The organism is Niastella sp. sgz303648, from assembly GCF_059587045.1.
Window position 1 is genome coordinate 605,669 of record NZ_JCAPSW010000001.1, and the last position, 16,883, is coordinate 622,551.

Annotated in this window: 15 protein-coding genes; 9 read left to right on the plus strand and 6 right to left on the minus strand. The window is 42.2% G+C overall.

What is annotated here, in order from left to right; all coding sequences use genetic code 11:
• The first annotated feature begins 186 nt into the window (after nt 1-186).
• Nucleotides 187-1,347: an acetyltransferase domain-containing protein gene (locus tag AC59IL_RS02130; RefSeq protein ID WP_496550420.1), complete on the plus strand. Its 1,161-nt coding sequence runs from the start codon at nt 187-189 to the stop codon at nt 1,345-1,347.
• A gap of 74 nt (nt 1,348-1,421) precedes the next feature.
• On the opposite strand, the gene AC59IL_RS02135 is transcribed toward AC59IL_RS02130, so the two are convergent.
• Nucleotides 1,422-2,042, minus strand: coding sequence for a porin family protein (locus AC59IL_RS02135; RefSeq protein WP_496550421.1), 621 nt, complete (start codon nt 2,040-2,042; stop codon nt 1,422-1,424).
• Nucleotides 2,043-2,256: 214 nt separating this feature from the next.
• Here AC59IL_RS02135 and AC59IL_RS02140 point away from each other — a divergent pair, with 214 nt between their 5' ends.
• From AC59IL_RS02140 to AC59IL_RS02155, 4 genes are all read left to right on the plus strand, one after another.
• Nucleotides 2,257-2,721: a hypothetical protein gene (locus tag AC59IL_RS02140; protein ID WP_496550422.1), complete on the plus strand. Its 465-nt coding sequence runs from the start codon at nt 2,257-2,259 to the stop codon at nt 2,719-2,721.
• A 12-nt stretch (nt 2,722-2,733) separates the two neighbouring features.
• Nucleotides 2,734-3,384 (plus strand): DUF2238 domain-containing protein, encoded by a 651-nt coding sequence (locus tag AC59IL_RS02145; protein WP_496550423.1) that lies wholly within the window; start codon nt 2,734-2,736, stop codon nt 3,382-3,384.
• Between the two features lie 176 nt (nt 3,385-3,560).
• Nucleotides 3,561-4,598, plus strand: coding sequence for a cellulase family glycosylhydrolase (locus tag AC59IL_RS02150; RefSeq protein WP_496550424.1), 1,038 nt, complete (start codon nt 3,561-3,563; stop codon nt 4,596-4,598).
• A gap of 189 nt (nt 4,599-4,787) precedes the next feature.
• Nucleotides 4,788-7,793: a ligand-binding sensor domain-containing protein gene (locus AC59IL_RS02155; RefSeq protein WP_496550425.1), complete on the plus strand. Its 3,006-nt coding sequence runs from the start codon at nt 4,788-4,790 to the stop codon at nt 7,791-7,793.
• A gap of 126 nt (nt 7,794-7,919) precedes the next feature.
• On the opposite strand, the gene AC59IL_RS02160 is transcribed toward AC59IL_RS02155, so the two are convergent.
• Nucleotides 7,920-8,552 (minus strand): response regulator, encoded by a 633-nt coding sequence (locus tag AC59IL_RS02160; RefSeq protein WP_496550426.1) that lies wholly within the window; start codon nt 8,550-8,552, stop codon nt 7,920-7,922.
• A 455-nt stretch (nt 8,553-9,007) separates the two neighbouring features.
• Here AC59IL_RS02160 and AC59IL_RS02165 point away from each other — a divergent pair, with 455 nt between their 5' ends.
• The gene (locus AC59IL_RS02165) at nt 9,008-9,742 is read left to right on the plus strand and encodes a hypothetical protein (RefSeq protein ID WP_496550427.1); all 735 of its coding nucleotides are present in this window, start codon (nt 9,008-9,010) and stop codon (nt 9,740-9,742) included.
• Here AC59IL_RS02165 and AC59IL_RS02170 read toward each other — a convergent pair.
• From AC59IL_RS02170 to AC59IL_RS02180, 3 genes are all read right to left on the minus strand, one after another.
• The gene (locus AC59IL_RS02170; protein WP_496550428.1) at nt 9,726-12,581 is read right to left on the minus strand and encodes a glycoside hydrolase family 38 N-terminal domain-containing protein; all 2,856 of its coding nucleotides are present in this window, start codon (nt 12,579-12,581) and stop codon (nt 9,726-9,728) included. The two genes, AC59IL_RS02165 and AC59IL_RS02170, sit on opposite strands and share 17 nt — an antisense overlap.
• Nucleotides 12,582-12,702: 121 nt before the next feature.
• A complete protein-coding gene (locus tag AC59IL_RS02175; RefSeq protein ID WP_496550429.1) occupies nt 12,703-12,855 on the minus strand; it encodes a hypothetical protein in 153 nt (50 codons plus the stop codon).
• A gap of 57 nt (nt 12,856-12,912) precedes the next feature.
• Nucleotides 12,913-13,338: a hypothetical protein gene (locus AC59IL_RS02180; RefSeq protein WP_496550430.1), complete on the minus strand. Its 426-nt coding sequence runs from the start codon at nt 13,336-13,338 to the stop codon at nt 12,913-12,915.
• Between the two features lie 489 nt (nt 13,339-13,827).
• On the opposite strand from AC59IL_RS02180, the gene AC59IL_RS02185 reads away from it, so the two are divergent.
• The 3 genes from AC59IL_RS02185 to aat all read left to right on the plus strand — a co-directional run bounded on the left by AC59IL_RS02185 (nt 13,828) and on the right by aat (nt 15,971).
• Complete coding sequence (locus tag AC59IL_RS02185; protein ID WP_496550431.1) at nt 13,828-14,625, plus strand: hypothetical protein; 798 nt, start codon at nt 13,828-13,830, stop codon at nt 14,623-14,625.
• Between the two features lie 178 nt (nt 14,626-14,803).
• Nucleotides 14,804-15,100 carry an ATP-dependent Clp protease adaptor ClpS gene (locus AC59IL_RS02190; RefSeq protein WP_496550432.1) on the plus strand — a complete coding sequence of 99 codons (297 nt, stop codon included), beginning with the start codon at nt 14,804-14,806 and terminating at the stop codon, nt 15,098-15,100.
• 223 nt (nt 15,101-15,323) lie between these two features.
• On the plus strand, nt 15,324-15,971 hold the full coding sequence (gene aat / locus AC59IL_RS02195) for a leucyl/phenylalanyl-tRNA--protein transferase (protein ID WP_496550433.1): 648 nt from the start codon (nt 15,324-15,326) through the stop codon (nt 15,969-15,971).
• A gap of 149 nt (nt 15,972-16,120) precedes the next feature.
• On the opposite strand, the gene AC59IL_RS02200 is transcribed toward aat, so the two are convergent.
• On the minus strand, nt 16,121-16,852 hold the full coding sequence (locus AC59IL_RS02200) for an esterase family protein (RefSeq protein WP_496550434.1): 732 nt from the start codon (nt 16,850-16,852) through the stop codon (nt 16,121-16,123).
• Nucleotides 16,853-16,883 lie beyond the last annotated feature (31 nt).

A 16,883-nucleotide genomic window follows, 5' to 3' on the forward strand; every position in this document is an offset into this window, starting at 1 on the left:
AACACGATTCTGTTCCATAACAAACTTAAGCATTAATAAACAGTTGCTTTAGCCCTTTTTCGACCAACCGTTCATTGTTTCAGATCAACTACCCATACCGATAGTTTCAGGCGTTTGTCGAAAAACAGGCAGGCGTTTCATTTGCTGCCACTAAATTGTGATGCATAACCAATAAAGAAACCATTCATGAAGAGAATTTACAGCATCGATTTCATGCGGGGTCTTGTTATGATCATTATGGCCTTAGACCATGTGCGAGATCTAATGCACACAACAGCTATTACGCAGCAGCCAACGAATCTGACTACAACCACTCCGGCATTGTTTTTCACCCGGTGGATAACCCATTTGTGCGCTCCCACTTTCGTTTTTCTTTCAGGGGCATCTGCTTTTCTTTCAATGAAAAGTAAAAATAATATCGCTGCTTCAAAAAGGTTCCTGTTAACAAGAGGGATTTGGCTGATTGTACTGGAGCTTACATTGGTTAATTTTGGGATATGGTTTGACGTTCACTTCAACGTATTTCTTTTCGCTGTAATTGCCGCCATCGGTTTTGGGTTCATTATACTCAGTTTATTACTGAATGCTACACCAAAAACAATCGGCATCACCGGCATCTTAATAATTTGCCTGCACAACCTGGCGCCGCTGGTCCCTTTTGCAGAAACATCATTGCCAAAAAAAATATTTATGCCTTTCTTTGCTCCCGCTATGTATCCATTGGGGGCCGGCAAAGCATTGTTAATCGGTTATCCGCCTGTTCCGTGGCTGGGGATCATGCTTGTTGGTTTTGCATGCGGTAGTTTTTTTGAGATTAGTTGGCAAAAACAGCAATCATTATTTTTAAAATCAGGGCTATCAGCCATAGGCTTGTTTGTTGTTCTCAGGTTCATTAATGTGTATGGAGATTTATTGCCGTGGTCGCATCAAAAAAGCGGTCTGTTTACATTTCTTTCGTTTATAAATGTTACCAAATACCCGCCCTCACTCGAATTTTGTTTGCTGTTTTTAGGAATACTGTTTTTGATACTGTCTGCCATCCAGGGAATAAAGAATAAACTCACAGAATACGTTTGCGTGTACGGTAAAGTGCCGTTGTTTTATTATCTGGTGCACTTGTACCTAATACACCTGCTTGTTTTTTTGATGATATTCCTGCAAGGTTTCAAAAGTACCGACATGGTATTTGGCTTTAACTATGGCCGTCCAAAAGTTGGCAGCGGAATTGAATTGTGGGCGATTTATATCGTCTGGATAGCCATTGTAGCAGTCATGTATCCGCTTTGCAAATGGTACGGCAGATACAAAGAAAATCATAAAGAAAAAAAATGGCTGCGGTATTTATAGATTTATTTTAAATAGTAGCAAAGCTTTTCTGATGATGATCAAGGTCTGTTGGGTGCGGCTTTTCCATAATTTACTTAAAATGTTACCCCTGCAAACAGCAGAAAAGACTGGCTGCGCCACTTTTCACTGGTTCCCGTTTCATTTACGTTCGACAATCCCTGCTCATAACGCGCTCCGATATTTACAAACGGAAGCTGTATCCATAAACCGCCCACTGCAGCGAAATCGCCTTTTTTAAAGATCGACTGGCCGGGATTACGAAGACTATCAACTTTGGAGTTAAGTAACTGCGACCACTGCGGACCAACCTGCAGCTTCACCCGCTGTGAAGGCCCGATGTCGATGTTCAGTAATATGGGGATCTTTAAATAGTTCAGCTTCGCCTTTTTCTGATTACCGTCTAAAAAAAGATCATCATAAATATCGGTTCGGTCATTGGTTACTTCTGCGGAAGACTGGCTAAAGTTGATTTCGGGCTGTATTCCGAACTTGTAGCTGAAGTTCCACTGAATAAAACCACCCAGCACATAATTATAACTAAATTTATCAGTAAATGCTTTACCCTGTATTTTATTGATGTTCACTCCTGCTTTGCCGCCAATGCGGAACGTATTTTCGGTATCTTCCCTAAACTTCTTTTGAGCCATAGCCGGCATGCTACAGGCAGTTAAAAAGATAAACAACAACCGGTTCATAGGTTTATATTATTTGGCAGTTTAAACGCCAAAATGTATGCCATAAGGCATCCGATGGGTGAGTTCAACAGGTAAATCCCCTCGAAAACCCACCGGATATCTTAATATGTAGCACTTTTCAGGCAAATTGCGCATACCAGAAAATGATGTTACACGTTTATGCAATTCAACTGCCGGTTGCATCCTAATGATGCCACAATAAAAACAACATTTTATGAACAGTTTCCTTGTACCCTGGCTGCTGATCGTTTTAAGTCACTTGAATATAAATAATGTACCCATGAATGAGTTTGAATTGCCTGCAACCTGGACAAAAGATTTTACAATTACCTATTCTTATAGCGGAAGCATGAGTGGCAGCAGAACTGAATTAACAATCACGTACGATTCCTGTACTTACATGAGACAATCGGGAATGAAAGCCCCAAAAACTAACGTGTTTGCAATGACTGAAGCCGACCGCACAGCAATCTTAAAAAAGATGCAGGAACTGAAAGTAAATACAATAAAATCCGAAATGAGCATAGCCCCGGTTGATGATGGCTGGTCGCAATCACTATGCTTTGGCCTAAACTGCATCGAGGGAGGCACTTCAGCCCAAATGAGCGACCATGATAAAGGATTATTTTCTGCCGCTTATGGATACCTTACCGATTTTGCAGAAAAGAAAAGCAAATAAAAGTAATCGAAGATGATCACAACAGCCACATCCATCGAACGCATTCCGGTTGGTTCAAATAAATTTCTCTGGGTACTTTTCGGGTTATTCCTGCTATACTGGGTGTATGGCTGGTACAATTGTCTGATTCCCGAAGATTGGATCATTGAGAATTTACTGGTGATTATTTGCTTATCTGTTTTATGGGCTACCCGTAAATGGGTTAAACTAAGTGATGTAAGTTACCTGTGCATTTTTTGCTTTGTAATGCTTCATTTGTACGGAGCCTTTTATGCCTATACTAAAAACGCATTTGGCAAGTGGCTCCAGGACTCGTATCATCTCTGGCGCAATCCGTACGACCGCATCGTGCATTTTAGTTTTGGGTTTTTCATGGCTTATCCATTCAGGGAATTGCTGATCAATAAATTCAATGTATCGAAAAGAGCATCCTGGCTAAGACCCGTTGAAATTTGTTTTTCGTTCGGGACTATTTTTGAAATGATCGAATGGGGCGTTGCTGCATTTACCGATAAAGAAACAGGTGAAACCTATGTTGCCACACAGGGCGACGTTTGGGATGCCCACAAAGACATAGCGCTGGCAGCAGTAGGCGCTACGCTTTCTATGCTTTTGTTATACGCTGTTAAAAAAATCAGATCGGCCTCCCCTGCCTCTAATTAACTCAGGTTGGTGGTTGTTCTACCCCCTTTTCAGCTCATTTTATTGTTTTGTGCCCCATATTTTCGCAATTTATCCCCCATGTTCCCCCCTGATACCCGGTAATTTTATAATATCAGCGAGGAACGGCTCCGCCACCTCGTGATTGCCAAAATTTTTTAACGATTGAACCGCTTGCTATGAAAAAAATTTTCAATATCATTTTGATAGTTAATTCTATCCTGTTTTTTAACAGCTGCTCTAAAAAAGATTCGAATACTGCTACCCAAACGCCCACCAACGATACTACTGTTACCAGTGAAGCGGTAGGCGCGGCCGGTATTTCAGGATTAAACTGGGCCGATGGAAGAGATAATTTTGTAGATGGCTGGGTGATTCCTTCAGGGTTAACAGCAAGTGATGATTATAATACCGTGGCCGCTAAAACAGATGCCGTGCTGAATGGTTTTACATCTAAAGTTAATGGCGTAAATACAATCCGTATTCCCATTAACCCGCCTTCAGTAGCCGAAAGCTGGTGGGCAAGTTACACGGCTGTTATTGATAAAGCAACCAGCAAAGGCTACAAAGTGATTATAGCCTGCTGGGAATCTGCTTCTTCAAAAGATGGCATCATTGATAATACCACCAGCTTCTGGACCATGTGGACGACGGTTGTTAATAAATACCAGAGTAACAGCAAGGTTTACTTTGAACCATTTAATGAACCGCATGGATATACCCTGAGTCAGCTTACAACTATTTATGCGCAGTTTTTGTCAAATTACCCCAATGTGCCAAGGAGCAGAATTGTTCTCGATGGACAGGGTTATAGTGATAATGTTACCGGCGTTGGGGCTGATACCCGGTTCAGCAGCTGTTTGCTGGGACTTCATAATTATGCGTTCTGGGCTTCGCATAATGCCGCTGACTGGAGAACCGATTGGAGAAATCGCATAGGCGGTTATGGAACCCGTACTGTTATAACCGAATTCGGCGCTACTATGAATTCGGGAAAAGATTATCAAAACGGTTCACAATCTGATAATGAAATTGCTTACATCGTTTCTACCAGTGATGTTTGCCGCACCGATAAAATCGCAAGTGTTTATTGGCCGGGTTTAAGAGATGGCGACTCATACAGTATGTTAACCCGTGGCGGCAGCGGCACCAGTATCACTATCAGTACGGTGAATTCATCCGGCGTTTTCAGATTACGGTATGGCTGGGGTCTTTAAAGAATTTTAGTTTCGCAGATGTCTCATACAGTACAAGGCTCCGCAGCAATGTGGGCCTTTTTTATTTCAGACAGATGCAATTAAGTAGATCATAAGAACAACAATAGCACCGCAAACGGATGCAAAAATAATATCACCAGCAATATAATTTGATGGTAATATCAAATTGCTAATCTTTGTTTTAGTAAAATGTTCTATACCCTGCGACATATCATAATAGTATCATTCTGTTTGTTGCTGGCACTGGCATCGAATGCACAAACAACCGTGCCCGGATACAGCGTTATCAATTACAACAGTGATAATGCGCTTCCGCAAAACAGCATCAACAACATGGCGTTCGACAGCAACGGCTTTCTGTGGATGGCTACCGAAATGGGCATGGTACGCTTCGATGGTCAGCACTTCCGTGAATACAATATGGCCAACACACCGGCCTTATATCAGAACAGGTGTTTTCAGGTCAGCTCAGTGAAGGGGAAAATAATACTGGAACCAGGTTTTACCTCTCGCCGGATCCTGACAGTAAAAGACGATTATACTTTACAGGAAGACAGCCAGCTTTCTGCCAACCCGTATCAATGCAACCGGTGGAACAACTGTATATTTTATTATGACCACATTTATAAAAATTGGGGGCATGATTCAACAGCCTTCAAAGGATTGTTACACCGGCTTGACCTTAATGGCGACCTGATAACAGAGAACACAAGACTGGCGTATGTAAGAAAAGATTCAAACTGTTATTATCTCAATGACTATACAGCCGACATTCATCTGCTGACCGAAATTGATGGCCATGCGCTTAAGATACAGTTCATGGTGGGTGACTTTTTTTTCTATGTCGACAGGCAGAATCGCTTTTACGCTTATAAAAAGGGTCATTGGCAAAATAACATCAGCTGTAGCGACCGGCTCAAAGAAATTTTCAGTCAAACCGAATCAGGAGCATACCCAAGTCAGTATACCGTCAATGCATTAAGAGATAACAACCACTCATTTCTTGTTTACAAGGGAAATATACTGTTGCTGAAAATGCAAAACGGTGTGCTGGATTTTGATATACTGGCAGCCAACACTTCGATCAAAAATATCAACAGCCTTATATACGACGAATTATACCGCACATTATATATTGGTACCGCAACCAGTGGCTTGTATATTCTCAAAAAAAATGAATTCAGCCGGCTTTTCTTTAACAGTGATCATTATGCTATCAATAGCCTGTATGCGCAGCAGGAGGCAACAGATGGCAACATTCTCACTTCATCGGGTGTGCTGAGCCGTAACAGTGCAGTGAATATTCCTACGCCGGGTTTATATGACCGGCCTGCCCTGTTGCGATCATCCGACGGATATATCTGGTACTCCAACTACGACTCTTTAAAAAGGATCGATACCGGTTTGCAACATCCTGTTACCGTTGAATACCTCGGAGGCTGGTTGATGGCGATTGTTGAAACCACCAATAAAGACCTCATATACGCAACGCTGCATAAAATACACCGCCGGAAAGGCAATGATACCGCTACTTTACTGAATATGCCGGCGGATATAAATGTGATCAAAGAAATAAATCCAAACGATATCTGGATCGGTACCTCGGCCGGCTTATTTTCATATAATCTTATAACAGGTAAGCTTCGCCAGTTGGGACTGCAGCATGCTTTTATCAGGGCCATTTATAAAGCAACAGACGGAAGCATATGGGTAGGCTCTTACGGACAAGGCTTTTATAAGTACGACAAAGGACGCTTTATTAAAATGCCGGTTGATGCCGGCAATAACCTGATCAGTGTTCATTGTTTTATGGAAGACAAACAGGGTTACTTCTGGCTGCCCACCAATAAAGGATTGTACAGGGTGGCAAAGAAGGAACTCGACAGCTATGCAGCCGGCAATAAGGAAAAAATCTTTTATTTTTATTTTGATAAGTCGTCAGGATATACCACCAATGAATTCAACGGAGGATGCACACCCTGCGGCATTGTTATGCGTGACGGTCATTTTTCATTGCCTTCGCTCGATGGGTTGGTTCAGTTCAGGCCCGACAGCATAGCCATTGAATTACCCGATCACCCGATATTTATCGAACGCCTTATTGCCGATGAGAAGAAGGTATTGCCCGGTGATCATTTTGAAAAACGGCAAGACTCAGGCCCGTTGGTGTTTGCAATCTCTTCGCCTTATTTTGGCAATAAGGTGAACCTGCACCTCGAATATCAAATACCCCAGATCGATAACAAATGGCGACCGGTGAATGATGATGGCAAACTGGAGCTTACCGGTTTGCACAAAGGCGGGTATAAATTGATCATTCGCAACCAGGAGAGTTACGGAAAGTACAGCATTAAAACCGTGACCTGGATCATTCTCCCTTACTGGTACGAAACGATCTGGTTCCGTTTGCTCATAGCACTCGCAGTCATCGGTATTATTTCTTTTATTTTCTGGCTCCGCTATAAACAGGAAGTAAAAAAGGCCGAACAGCTTGAAGTAAAAGTAGCAGAAAGAACCGAAGCATTGTCGGCAAGTAATCGCGTAAAAGAGAAAATGATCACCATGATCCTGCACGACCTGCGGTCGCCGCTTCGCTTTCTGCATATCATGGCCGATCATACTTATGAAAATTATCAAAAAGCTTCACGGCCCGAACTGGAAGACATGCTGCTGAAGGTGCGAAATGCAACGCAGGACCTGAACGATTTTACCCAGGATTTTTTGATATGGACAAATGCACAGAAAGAAGGATTTGTGATTCAGGAAGAAAGCTTTATACTTCGCGATATCGTTGGGGGCATTGTTTCGTTGTATGAGCCGGCGGCTGCTATACGTAATAACAGAGTGCTGAATCTTATACCTCCTGATATTATACTGAACACCGATCCCAATATATTAAAGCTCATCATCCGCAATCTGGCCGACAATGCCAATAAATATACCGTGCATGGTGAAATAAGATTCGAAGCTATGCAGGATGCTTCGGCTGTTCGCATCACTATTACCGACACCGGTAAAAGCATGAACAAAAACCTGGTTGCAGAAATACTTAACAATACCTATAAAGCCGGTAATGATAGTAATGGCTTTGGGTATAAGATCATTCTTGAGTTATTGGCCCGGATAAAAGGAGAACTGGCTATAGATCAGCCGGGTGAAGAAGGCAATAGAATCACCCTCACTTTCAAAACCTGACAATCTAATGGTTTGATGGTTTTATGGTTTGATTGTTGGACTGTTGAATTTTGAACCTGTCCATTATAATCAACAGGCTAATTTATCAACGATAACCATCAAACAATAAAACCATCAAACAATTACTTAAGCTATATCAAATCTTTTCACTATACGTGTAAGTTCAATCACATTACTCACTTTTAGCTTTTGTAATATATTGGCTTTATGCGTGCTTACGGTAGAAATATGTATAGATAGTACCTCGGCAATCTCTGAAACATTTTTGCCTTCAACGAGGTGGGTCATTACTTCCAGTTCGCGGATCGACAGGTTTTCAAATAAATTGTTGCCGGGCGTGCCATTGATCGCATCACGGGCAATAATTTCCTGCAATACCGGGCTCATATATTTCCTGTTGTTCAATACAGTGGTGATAGCCTTTCGTATTTCGGTTGTATCGGCTTCTTTATTAATAAATCCCATAACGCCCAGCTGAAGATATTTCTTTGCATAGATCTCTTCGCTGCTCATGCTAAGTATCAGTACTTTCAGCTGCGGCTGCAAACTGAATATATTCTTCAGCAGATTCACCGAGTCGGTACCCGGCATATTAAGGTCCATTATAAACAGATCGTATTGCGTTGATTGCATCCTTTTCCAGGCACAGTCGCCTTCGCTGCATTCATCTATCTGCGCATTTAAATACTCTGCTTTTATAAGAACACTTATACCTGTTCTTACAATTGTGTGATCATCGGCAATTAAAATCCTTTTCACGATGGGGAGATTTGCAGTTAATTAATGAATGTCTTTCAATCAATTGTAATATTGCAATAATAGCAAATATTATCCGTATCGATTTTATACTATTATACTTTCCAACTATTTCTACTGTGATTGCAGAAAAAAATTGCCTACTTGCACTTACAAATAGGAGTGAGAAATCAATGTAGCAGATTACTTGTGAATTATTTACAAGGTAAACAATTCGTTTGCCATTTCAAAATATTATATATAACCCAGGTATGAATTTATTGTACTGTTGACATTAATCCTATGTCACCCCGTTTAGAATCCAGTACCCGGCTCTGATGTGATAACTTAAAACCACCGAGTCCTCCGATTTATCGGAGGATTTTTTTTCATTTCAGTTATACCTCCTTCCTCTCCCCCTATAGTTTTTATCATCAACATTCGTATTTTTACCCTCACCCGTTAAATTAAAAAAACATATGGCTGAACAGGAAGTTATCAAACACACAAAAAAAATTTATAATATCTGGAGCAGCAAAGAACACAACGTATGGCACAAGGTAAAAGATTTCTTATTAGAAGTTTTTATAATAGTTTTTGCCATAAGTCTTTCAATATGGTTTCATAACAAAAGCGAGCATGCGCATCAGCAGGAAGATGTTAAACAATTTTTGCTGGGGTTAAAAAGCGATTTAAGAAAAGATATTGGCGAAATGCAGGACGACAAAGAATCGTATCAAAACCAAAAGACCATATTTAGTTATATAACCGGTAATAAACTGAACCAGCCATTAAATATCGACACCATCAATAAATACCAGAAATGGCTCTATAACTATGCGGCGTTGAATCCTAACGATGGAAGATTTGAAGGTTTTAAATCATCCGGTAAAATAGCGACCATAGAAAATAAAGAATTGCAAAATGATATTCTTGATTTTTACCAGGAAAATATTGTTGCATTACGCAACAATACAACAGCGTATATAAGTATCAAAATGAAGTTTTTTGATTTTCTCTTTAAAAACAGGAAAAAACTAACTGATTCAACCACCAATATCAACACGATCCTGACTATGGATGAAGCTCAGAATATATGCTTTCCATTAAGTAACCCGGATGAAACAATTAACAGGTATAATAAATGCATGAACAAGGCACAGAAAATAATAGCTGAAATAAATAAAGAATACGGACTTACAGATCAACCCTGATAGTAACCACATCCCAGGCAGCAACAGCAATGGGCCCTGTTGCTTCTGTAACCGCCCGCTCGGCCGTATTGCTGTAATATATTTTCTTTACCGGTGAAGCCCATTCCATATTCACCATTGCCGCTTCATTCGACGAATTGAAAAGCGTTACTATCCTTGCCTTTCCTTCATCGGCCGGTTTACAGGCCAGTACAATGATGTTTTTAGAAGATAGCTGCAACAAAGGTTTCGAATAATTTTCATTGCCGGCTTTTGTAACAATCAGCGGTTGTGTAAAGGCGGTTGCAAATTGTGTGGCTTCTGCCGCAACAAATTGTGTGTGCGGCCTGAGCGCGTACCGGAAAGTAATTATTCCATCCTGGTACGCCCGGTAATTGGTTTCCCAGTGATTGTTCAAAGCCCATGAATATAACTGTTGAGTAGGTTCTATTTTTTTTCGCCATACTGCCGGATTGGTTTGTCCGCCCAGCATGGTAGCCGTTATACCGCCCACCTCAATAAGCGGGGCATCACTTGTTGCCCAGGTTATGCCAAAATTTTTGTTCGATACATCGGTCCAGCGGCCAACCTCCAGCCAGTTTTTGCAACTGCCCGGCAACTGGTCTTTTTCGGGTTGCATAATAGCCATAGGAATATCAACTGTCATTTCTCCTGCTGAAACATTAAACGGAAAAGAAAAATTAAGGCTCTCCTTCCCTTCTACATTGGCCCAGTGATAATCGCCGGGATGGGGATTTAATTCGGCTCTTTTTTTATCTATGATATTTTTTATTTCAACAAAATCGAAACCCTGTACAAGGTTAATTTCGCGGGTGAATTTATTAGCGCCCGGCGCGTTGCTTTCGATTAATAAAGAAGATACCACAGGCCCTTTTTCCTTAACCGAAATGGTTACCGTTTCATTTCGCAAAATGTTGTTCAGTTTATTTCCGTTCAGAAAAAGATATTCATTTAAAGCATTGCCCGATGCGCTGTCAACAAAATTATTGGGGATGGCATGGTGCCTGATGCCGGTAAGGGCGCCTGTTTTTTTATCGATAGCTATTTTTATTATTCCGTTATCGAGGGAACTATCTGTTATTTTCACAGGATTATTTATTGATGGCTTGCCTTTCTGTAACATAAATCTTTTTGCTGCGAAAGGCGGCACATCGCCGGCAACAAATGCCAGTTCGCCGGTTGATAATCGTTGTGAGGGAATGACTTTTCCTTTTTCATCTTTTACCACATCATTACCTGCCGATAACTCAGCTGTTACCAGCACCAGGCTGGTCCGTTGCCATGAGCTGGTATTGATAACGTCAATGGCATTGAGTCTGTTACCGGTGGGTGGTAAAGCGGCTTGTAACAATTGGTTCGACAATTCATGAGCGGTCGTGGCGTACGACTTTTTTATATTCCATTGTTCAATCGTTTTTTGGCTTAGCGGATCGGTAACACTGCAATCGGCTCCCCATGTATGTTCTGAATACAACAAAATATTTTTCCAGGCCTCTTTGAATTTGGCTGCCGGATAGTGTTCGGGATCGAACATAGCCCACAGGGTTTCGGCCTGCGATAATTTGTCGGAGCTGGCCCTGTTCTGTGCGGTTTCAAAGGCCGATGATCCTGCGCCATCTTCCCAATAGCCCGTCCAGTCGCCTTTCATTTGGGGCAACTGGTTGCCATATGCTTTTTCAAAAGTGCTGAATGCTTCATGGGTTGATGAAATAATAAATTTCGGCCACACATACCGGGTATTCCAATCTTTTACAAAATCGCAAATATCAATATCAGGTTCGGCGTTATCGCCATGCCCGCTCCAGCGTATGTAGGTTATATCGTAGGGATAGTTTATTTTCTGCAGTCTTTCAATATAGGATGTAACAAAATTGGCAGATAGTTTTGAAATGGTATGCGACAATGCATATCCTGAATACGGGATCCACACCAATACTTTTTTGTTACCCGAAGGCGATAGCCAGTAAAAAGGTTTGTCGGTCCATTTTTCAAGTATATCACCAATGCGGTCAAAGAAATTGGGCGCTACCGAAAAATACCTGATGCCTGCCTGCGCCATGGCGGTTACTGTTCCCCAGGTATAGCCCGGCACATCGCTGATCATAGCTGCATCGATAGTGGTGTTGGTTTGATTCGATACTTCGGTGGCAAACCGGAACAATTTCAACAGTTCTTCGGGCCGGCATAAACCGGTTAATGTATTCAGGTACATACCGTTCAGCGCCACGCCGCCGTTTTGAACAGCTTCATAAAAACTTTGCCGCTGCGTTTCGGTCATTCTTTGTAAGAACAAATCGGCCACATAAGCAACTTCTACATTCCACACAAAGCGGGCGCCGGCCGGATAATCTTTTGTTTTATTGGCGTATTCAATTCCTTTCAATAAATTATTCACCTGCTTTTTTTCAACATTGGTTTGAATTTCGGTGTAACCAATATCGGTGTGCGAATGAGGGAGAATATAAATGGTTATTTTTTTAACAGGGGTAAGCGGCAGCTTTGTTGTATACAATACTTTGCTGTCTTTTTCAATGGTCAGTTCTACCGATGAATCTTTGGTTACTTCGGGGGCAAGCACTTCTACATACTGTTGGCCCATGCCAATTGGTAAAGGCTGGGGCGCCATGCCGGCTACACGTACGGTTATGTTGTTGGTATCACCTGTATTGGTAAGCGATAAACCTGCTGTTTGGTAATTGATGTTGTTGCGGGTTTGTAAAAAGGGAAGACTTTTTGAACCGGTTAATGATATGGCTGATTTTCCCTGTGCATTGCTGCTTTTTACAGCACCTCCCAAAAACAAACAGGTAACAAAAACAAGTATTGCAATCCGTTTCATAAAAGAAAGATTTAATGCAGGTATCATGCGGTGGCCGCACTGTACAATATACCACAAATATCCCTGTCCCCTACACTATGTCTTTCATTTACCAACAAACGAATCTGCTAAAATTTATTAGCTATTTTTCACCAGGTGCTCCGGGCGCTGCAACCGGTGATTGAGGGGCGGGCACTACGTTTTTGATGGGTTTGGTCGATTTCAGGTAGGCAAAAATTGCTTTCAGTTCATCATCGGTCATGTTTTTATACACGGGCCATGGCATGGGTGGCAACAGGGGCCGGCTATTTTCGAGCCCTTTGTATTTGCCTTCGCGAATGGCTTTAAAAAATTATTCTTCCTTCCAGTTGCCAATACCTGTTTCATCGGAGGTGATGTTGGCCGTATACGAAACACCCCAGGGTCCCACCCAGGTGGTTAAATCGTTTGTTACAATAAGACCTTTGCTTTGCATTTCTTTATGATTAACATCAACCGGGGGCATTTGTGCGGGGTGACCCGATAAAAACAATGAGCTGTCTAATACGGGTCCCTGCGGCGTCATTTTTTTGGGTGTGTGGCAATCGTGACAGGCGCAAATGGTAACAAGATGTTCGCCCCATTGCTCCCGGCTTTTGAACCCGCCATAATTTGCAGTTGCGTTTACAACCGAATCTTCGGCTGCTTTTAAGGTAAGTGATGATGAAGATTCATTACAGGAAATAAAAATGAAGGTTGAGAAAATAACACAAGCGGTCATAATACGTATCATCTGCATAAGAAGAAGTTTTAATCAGCATGTTAAATACTTAGCAATATGGTTGTGGTTAACACAGCGGGCGCAGTTGAATACAGGGCATACTATAAGCATGTCGCTTATTCAAAAAATCCCGGAAATAATTTGAAAGCCAATCACAATCAACGAAGATGATGGATCAAAGACAGGTTAATAAAGGAGAAGATTTGAAAACAAATATGCACCTGATCAGTACTAAGTTACATACAAAGCACAGTGCAAAACAATGATTTTGATTAATACTTTTTGGCGACCAATAAATTATTGACAATAATCAAGTCGCTGATTATTGTTTGTGCCCGCCCGGATGACCCGGTCGGACGGGGTTTGAAGTTTGTAGTTTGTTGTTTGTAGTTCCCACTCGCTACCTTGTGCCTTGTGCCTTATTCCTTGTTTCTTGTGCCTTGTACCTTGTACATTGTTTCTTGTGCCTTGAATTGCATAACTTTAATATTACCAAAACTACTGAGTATGAGATGTTGCCCCTACCTGAAACAGGCTGCGGTGCTGTTGCTGCCGGTGATCATCATAACATCCTGTCAAAAGGAACTTACCAATCCTGATCCTTCTGTTACCTGCACCCTTTCGAAAATCACCTATTACGATACCAGCGGCATGGCCGATTCTGCAGCGCTATTGTATTCAAACGGACGCATAGGACGTGTAAACGCAGTTGATTATTTTTATACGTTCCGCTATACCAACAGCCGCGTTTCGCGAATTGATTATTATGAGAACAACGGCACCTCTCTTGGTTTATTCGATTCGGTTGTATATGATGGCAGCGGCGCTATTCAATCGATTATTTTTTATTCGGCAGGGTTCGGTCCTTATTTACCCATTGGCGGGTACGACCTGCTCTTTAGCAGCGACGGCACCATAAGCAAAGTGATCGAAAAATATATGTCAACAACACCCGGTAACCTGGTCGATACGTATGAATATACCTATAACTGGTCGCAGGGTAATATAACACAGGTGGTAACCAAAGACCTGATGCTTTCCTTTACCGATACGCTGCATTATACATTTGATAATACCGCCAACTATTATCAAAAATTTCCCACCGAATTTATTTTTGCCGATACATATCTTTTTGGAATTACCGGTTTCAGGTTTGGCGCTTTTGTACCGTTTTTGTACAGCCAAAACAATGTAAGCATGCTCGAAAGCCTGCCGATCACCTACGAAACAGACAGCCGGGGAAATTTCAGGCAGCTGAAAGTGTCTTCCACCACGCTGGCAGCCTACGATTATACGTGCCAATAAATATCAGGGCCGGCACCACGACAAAAACGACAAATACAAATTAAGTTTAATAATGGTTGGTTAATCAGCTATCCCTGAATCATTTAGGTTATTACGGCGGTAAACAGCCAATGTTGAAAACAGGCTTGTTCAAAGAAGGGTATTTTTATAAATTTGTAGCTGAATAAACCGTATCATTATGGTATTCGAAGCATCAATACGACCACAATACGAAGAAGAAACCGATGTGATGACCACATTGGATGAACCGTATAGTCTTATTGTATGGAATGATGAAGTGAACACATTTGAATGGGTGATCGAAACATTGGTAGAAGTATGCGGCCATTCGCCCGAACAGGCCGAACAATGCGCTTATATTATCCACTTCCAGGGAAAGTATGCTGTAAAGCAAGGCTCCTATGATGAGCTAAAACCCCAATGCGATGCCATTACCGATAGAGGTATCGGAGCCACACTTGAAGTAACGGCGTAAAGGCACAAGTTATAAGTTACAAGGCACAGGGTACAAGGCACAAGTTACAGGTTACAGGTTACAGGTTACAGGGTGCAGTGGTTGCCGGATATCCCTGAAACCTGCAACCTGAAACATATAACTATGTATTGCCAACTGCCTACCATCTGCTACCTACTGCCTATTGCCTATTGCTTATTGCCTTTTGCTTATTATTTTTACATGCTACCAACCACATCACCGCATGCCTTTATTTGCATTAGACAAAGAGCTGTTATTTCCCCCGGTTCACCTGGCTGAACCCGACGGCTTGCTGGCTGTTGGCGGTGATCTTTCGACCGAACGATTGTTATTAGCGTATCAAAGCGGCATATTCCCCTGGTACGAAGGCAGGCATATTTTGTGGTGGTGCCCCGATCCGCGTTTTATATTAACGCCCGGCACATTGAAGGTGAGCAAGAGCATGAAGCAGTTGCTGAAGAAACAGGCTTTTACATTTACCATCAACAAAGCCTTTTCGCGGGTGATCGAAAGCTGTAAAAGCATCGACCGGCGGGGTCAAAACGGCACATGGATCACCGAATCGATGAAAGAAGCTTATAACCGTTTACACCGGCTTGGGTTTGCACACAGCGCCGAAGTATGGCTAAACGATGAACTCGTTGGCGGCTTATACGGCGTGCGGCTTGGGAAAGTTTTTTTCGGCGAAAGTATGTTCAGCAAAGTAAGTAATGCCAGCAAATACGCCTTTATCAGCTATATGCAACAGCTGCATCTCGAAGGCGTTGAACTGATCGATTGCCAGGTATATACCGAACACCTCGAAAGCCTCGGCGCGCATATGATACCCAGGGAAGATTTTATACAAAGGTTGCAGGCGTTAACCCTGTAAGCAGTTACAGGTTACAGGTTGCAAGTTACAGGGCTATAAAAATGTTACAGGTTACAAGTTGCAGGTTACAGGGACAAAAACCAGTTGCCGGTTGCCAGTTGCCGGGTACCAGGTACCGGGTAACAGGTAACCGGTATCTGGTTAACCATTCAAAAGCGTGTGCTGAGGTAATGCGGCAGCATCACCTGCCAGGTATACCAGTCGTGCTTCCATTCGGGTCCCCAGATATCGAGTTCGTACCGGATACCCTTACCGTATAAAATACCGGCAAACCGGCGGGCCGATTCAGGATCTTCATAAGGGCCGCTGCCTGAAAAAAGATGAATGTGATTGCTTCTGCGAATTTGTTCCAGTATAGTATGATAGGTTAAATTAGGCATATAATGCATGGGGCTGTTGAAATACACATCGTCATCAAAATACCCATGCGTGTATTCGGTTAATTCATATACGCCGCTCATGGCAATACAGCCGTTGAATATATCGGGCCGTTTAAAAAACAGGTTGGCGCTGTGCAAGGCACCGAATGATGCGCCGCAGGTAATAATGGGCGTTTCGGGACTGGTATTGCTTTTTATAAATGGAACCACTTCATTGAACACATACGAGTTCCATTGCTGGTGGCGAACCGCTTTCATGCGCGGGTCCATATCGTTATTCATCCAGCTTTCGTTATTGATGCTGTTGATGGAAAATATTTTTACTTTACCCGCATCAACATACGGACGTACGGCTTCTATCAGCTGAAACCGTTCATACTCGAGGTAATCGGCCGATGCAGTGGGCACCATCAGCAAGGCAAATCCGAAATGACCATAAGTTGCCACTGGCATTTCTTTGTTCAATGCTTGACTGTACCACGAAGTAATGTTTCTTTCCATGTTTTTTAAAGTTCTAAGTTTTAAGTATTGA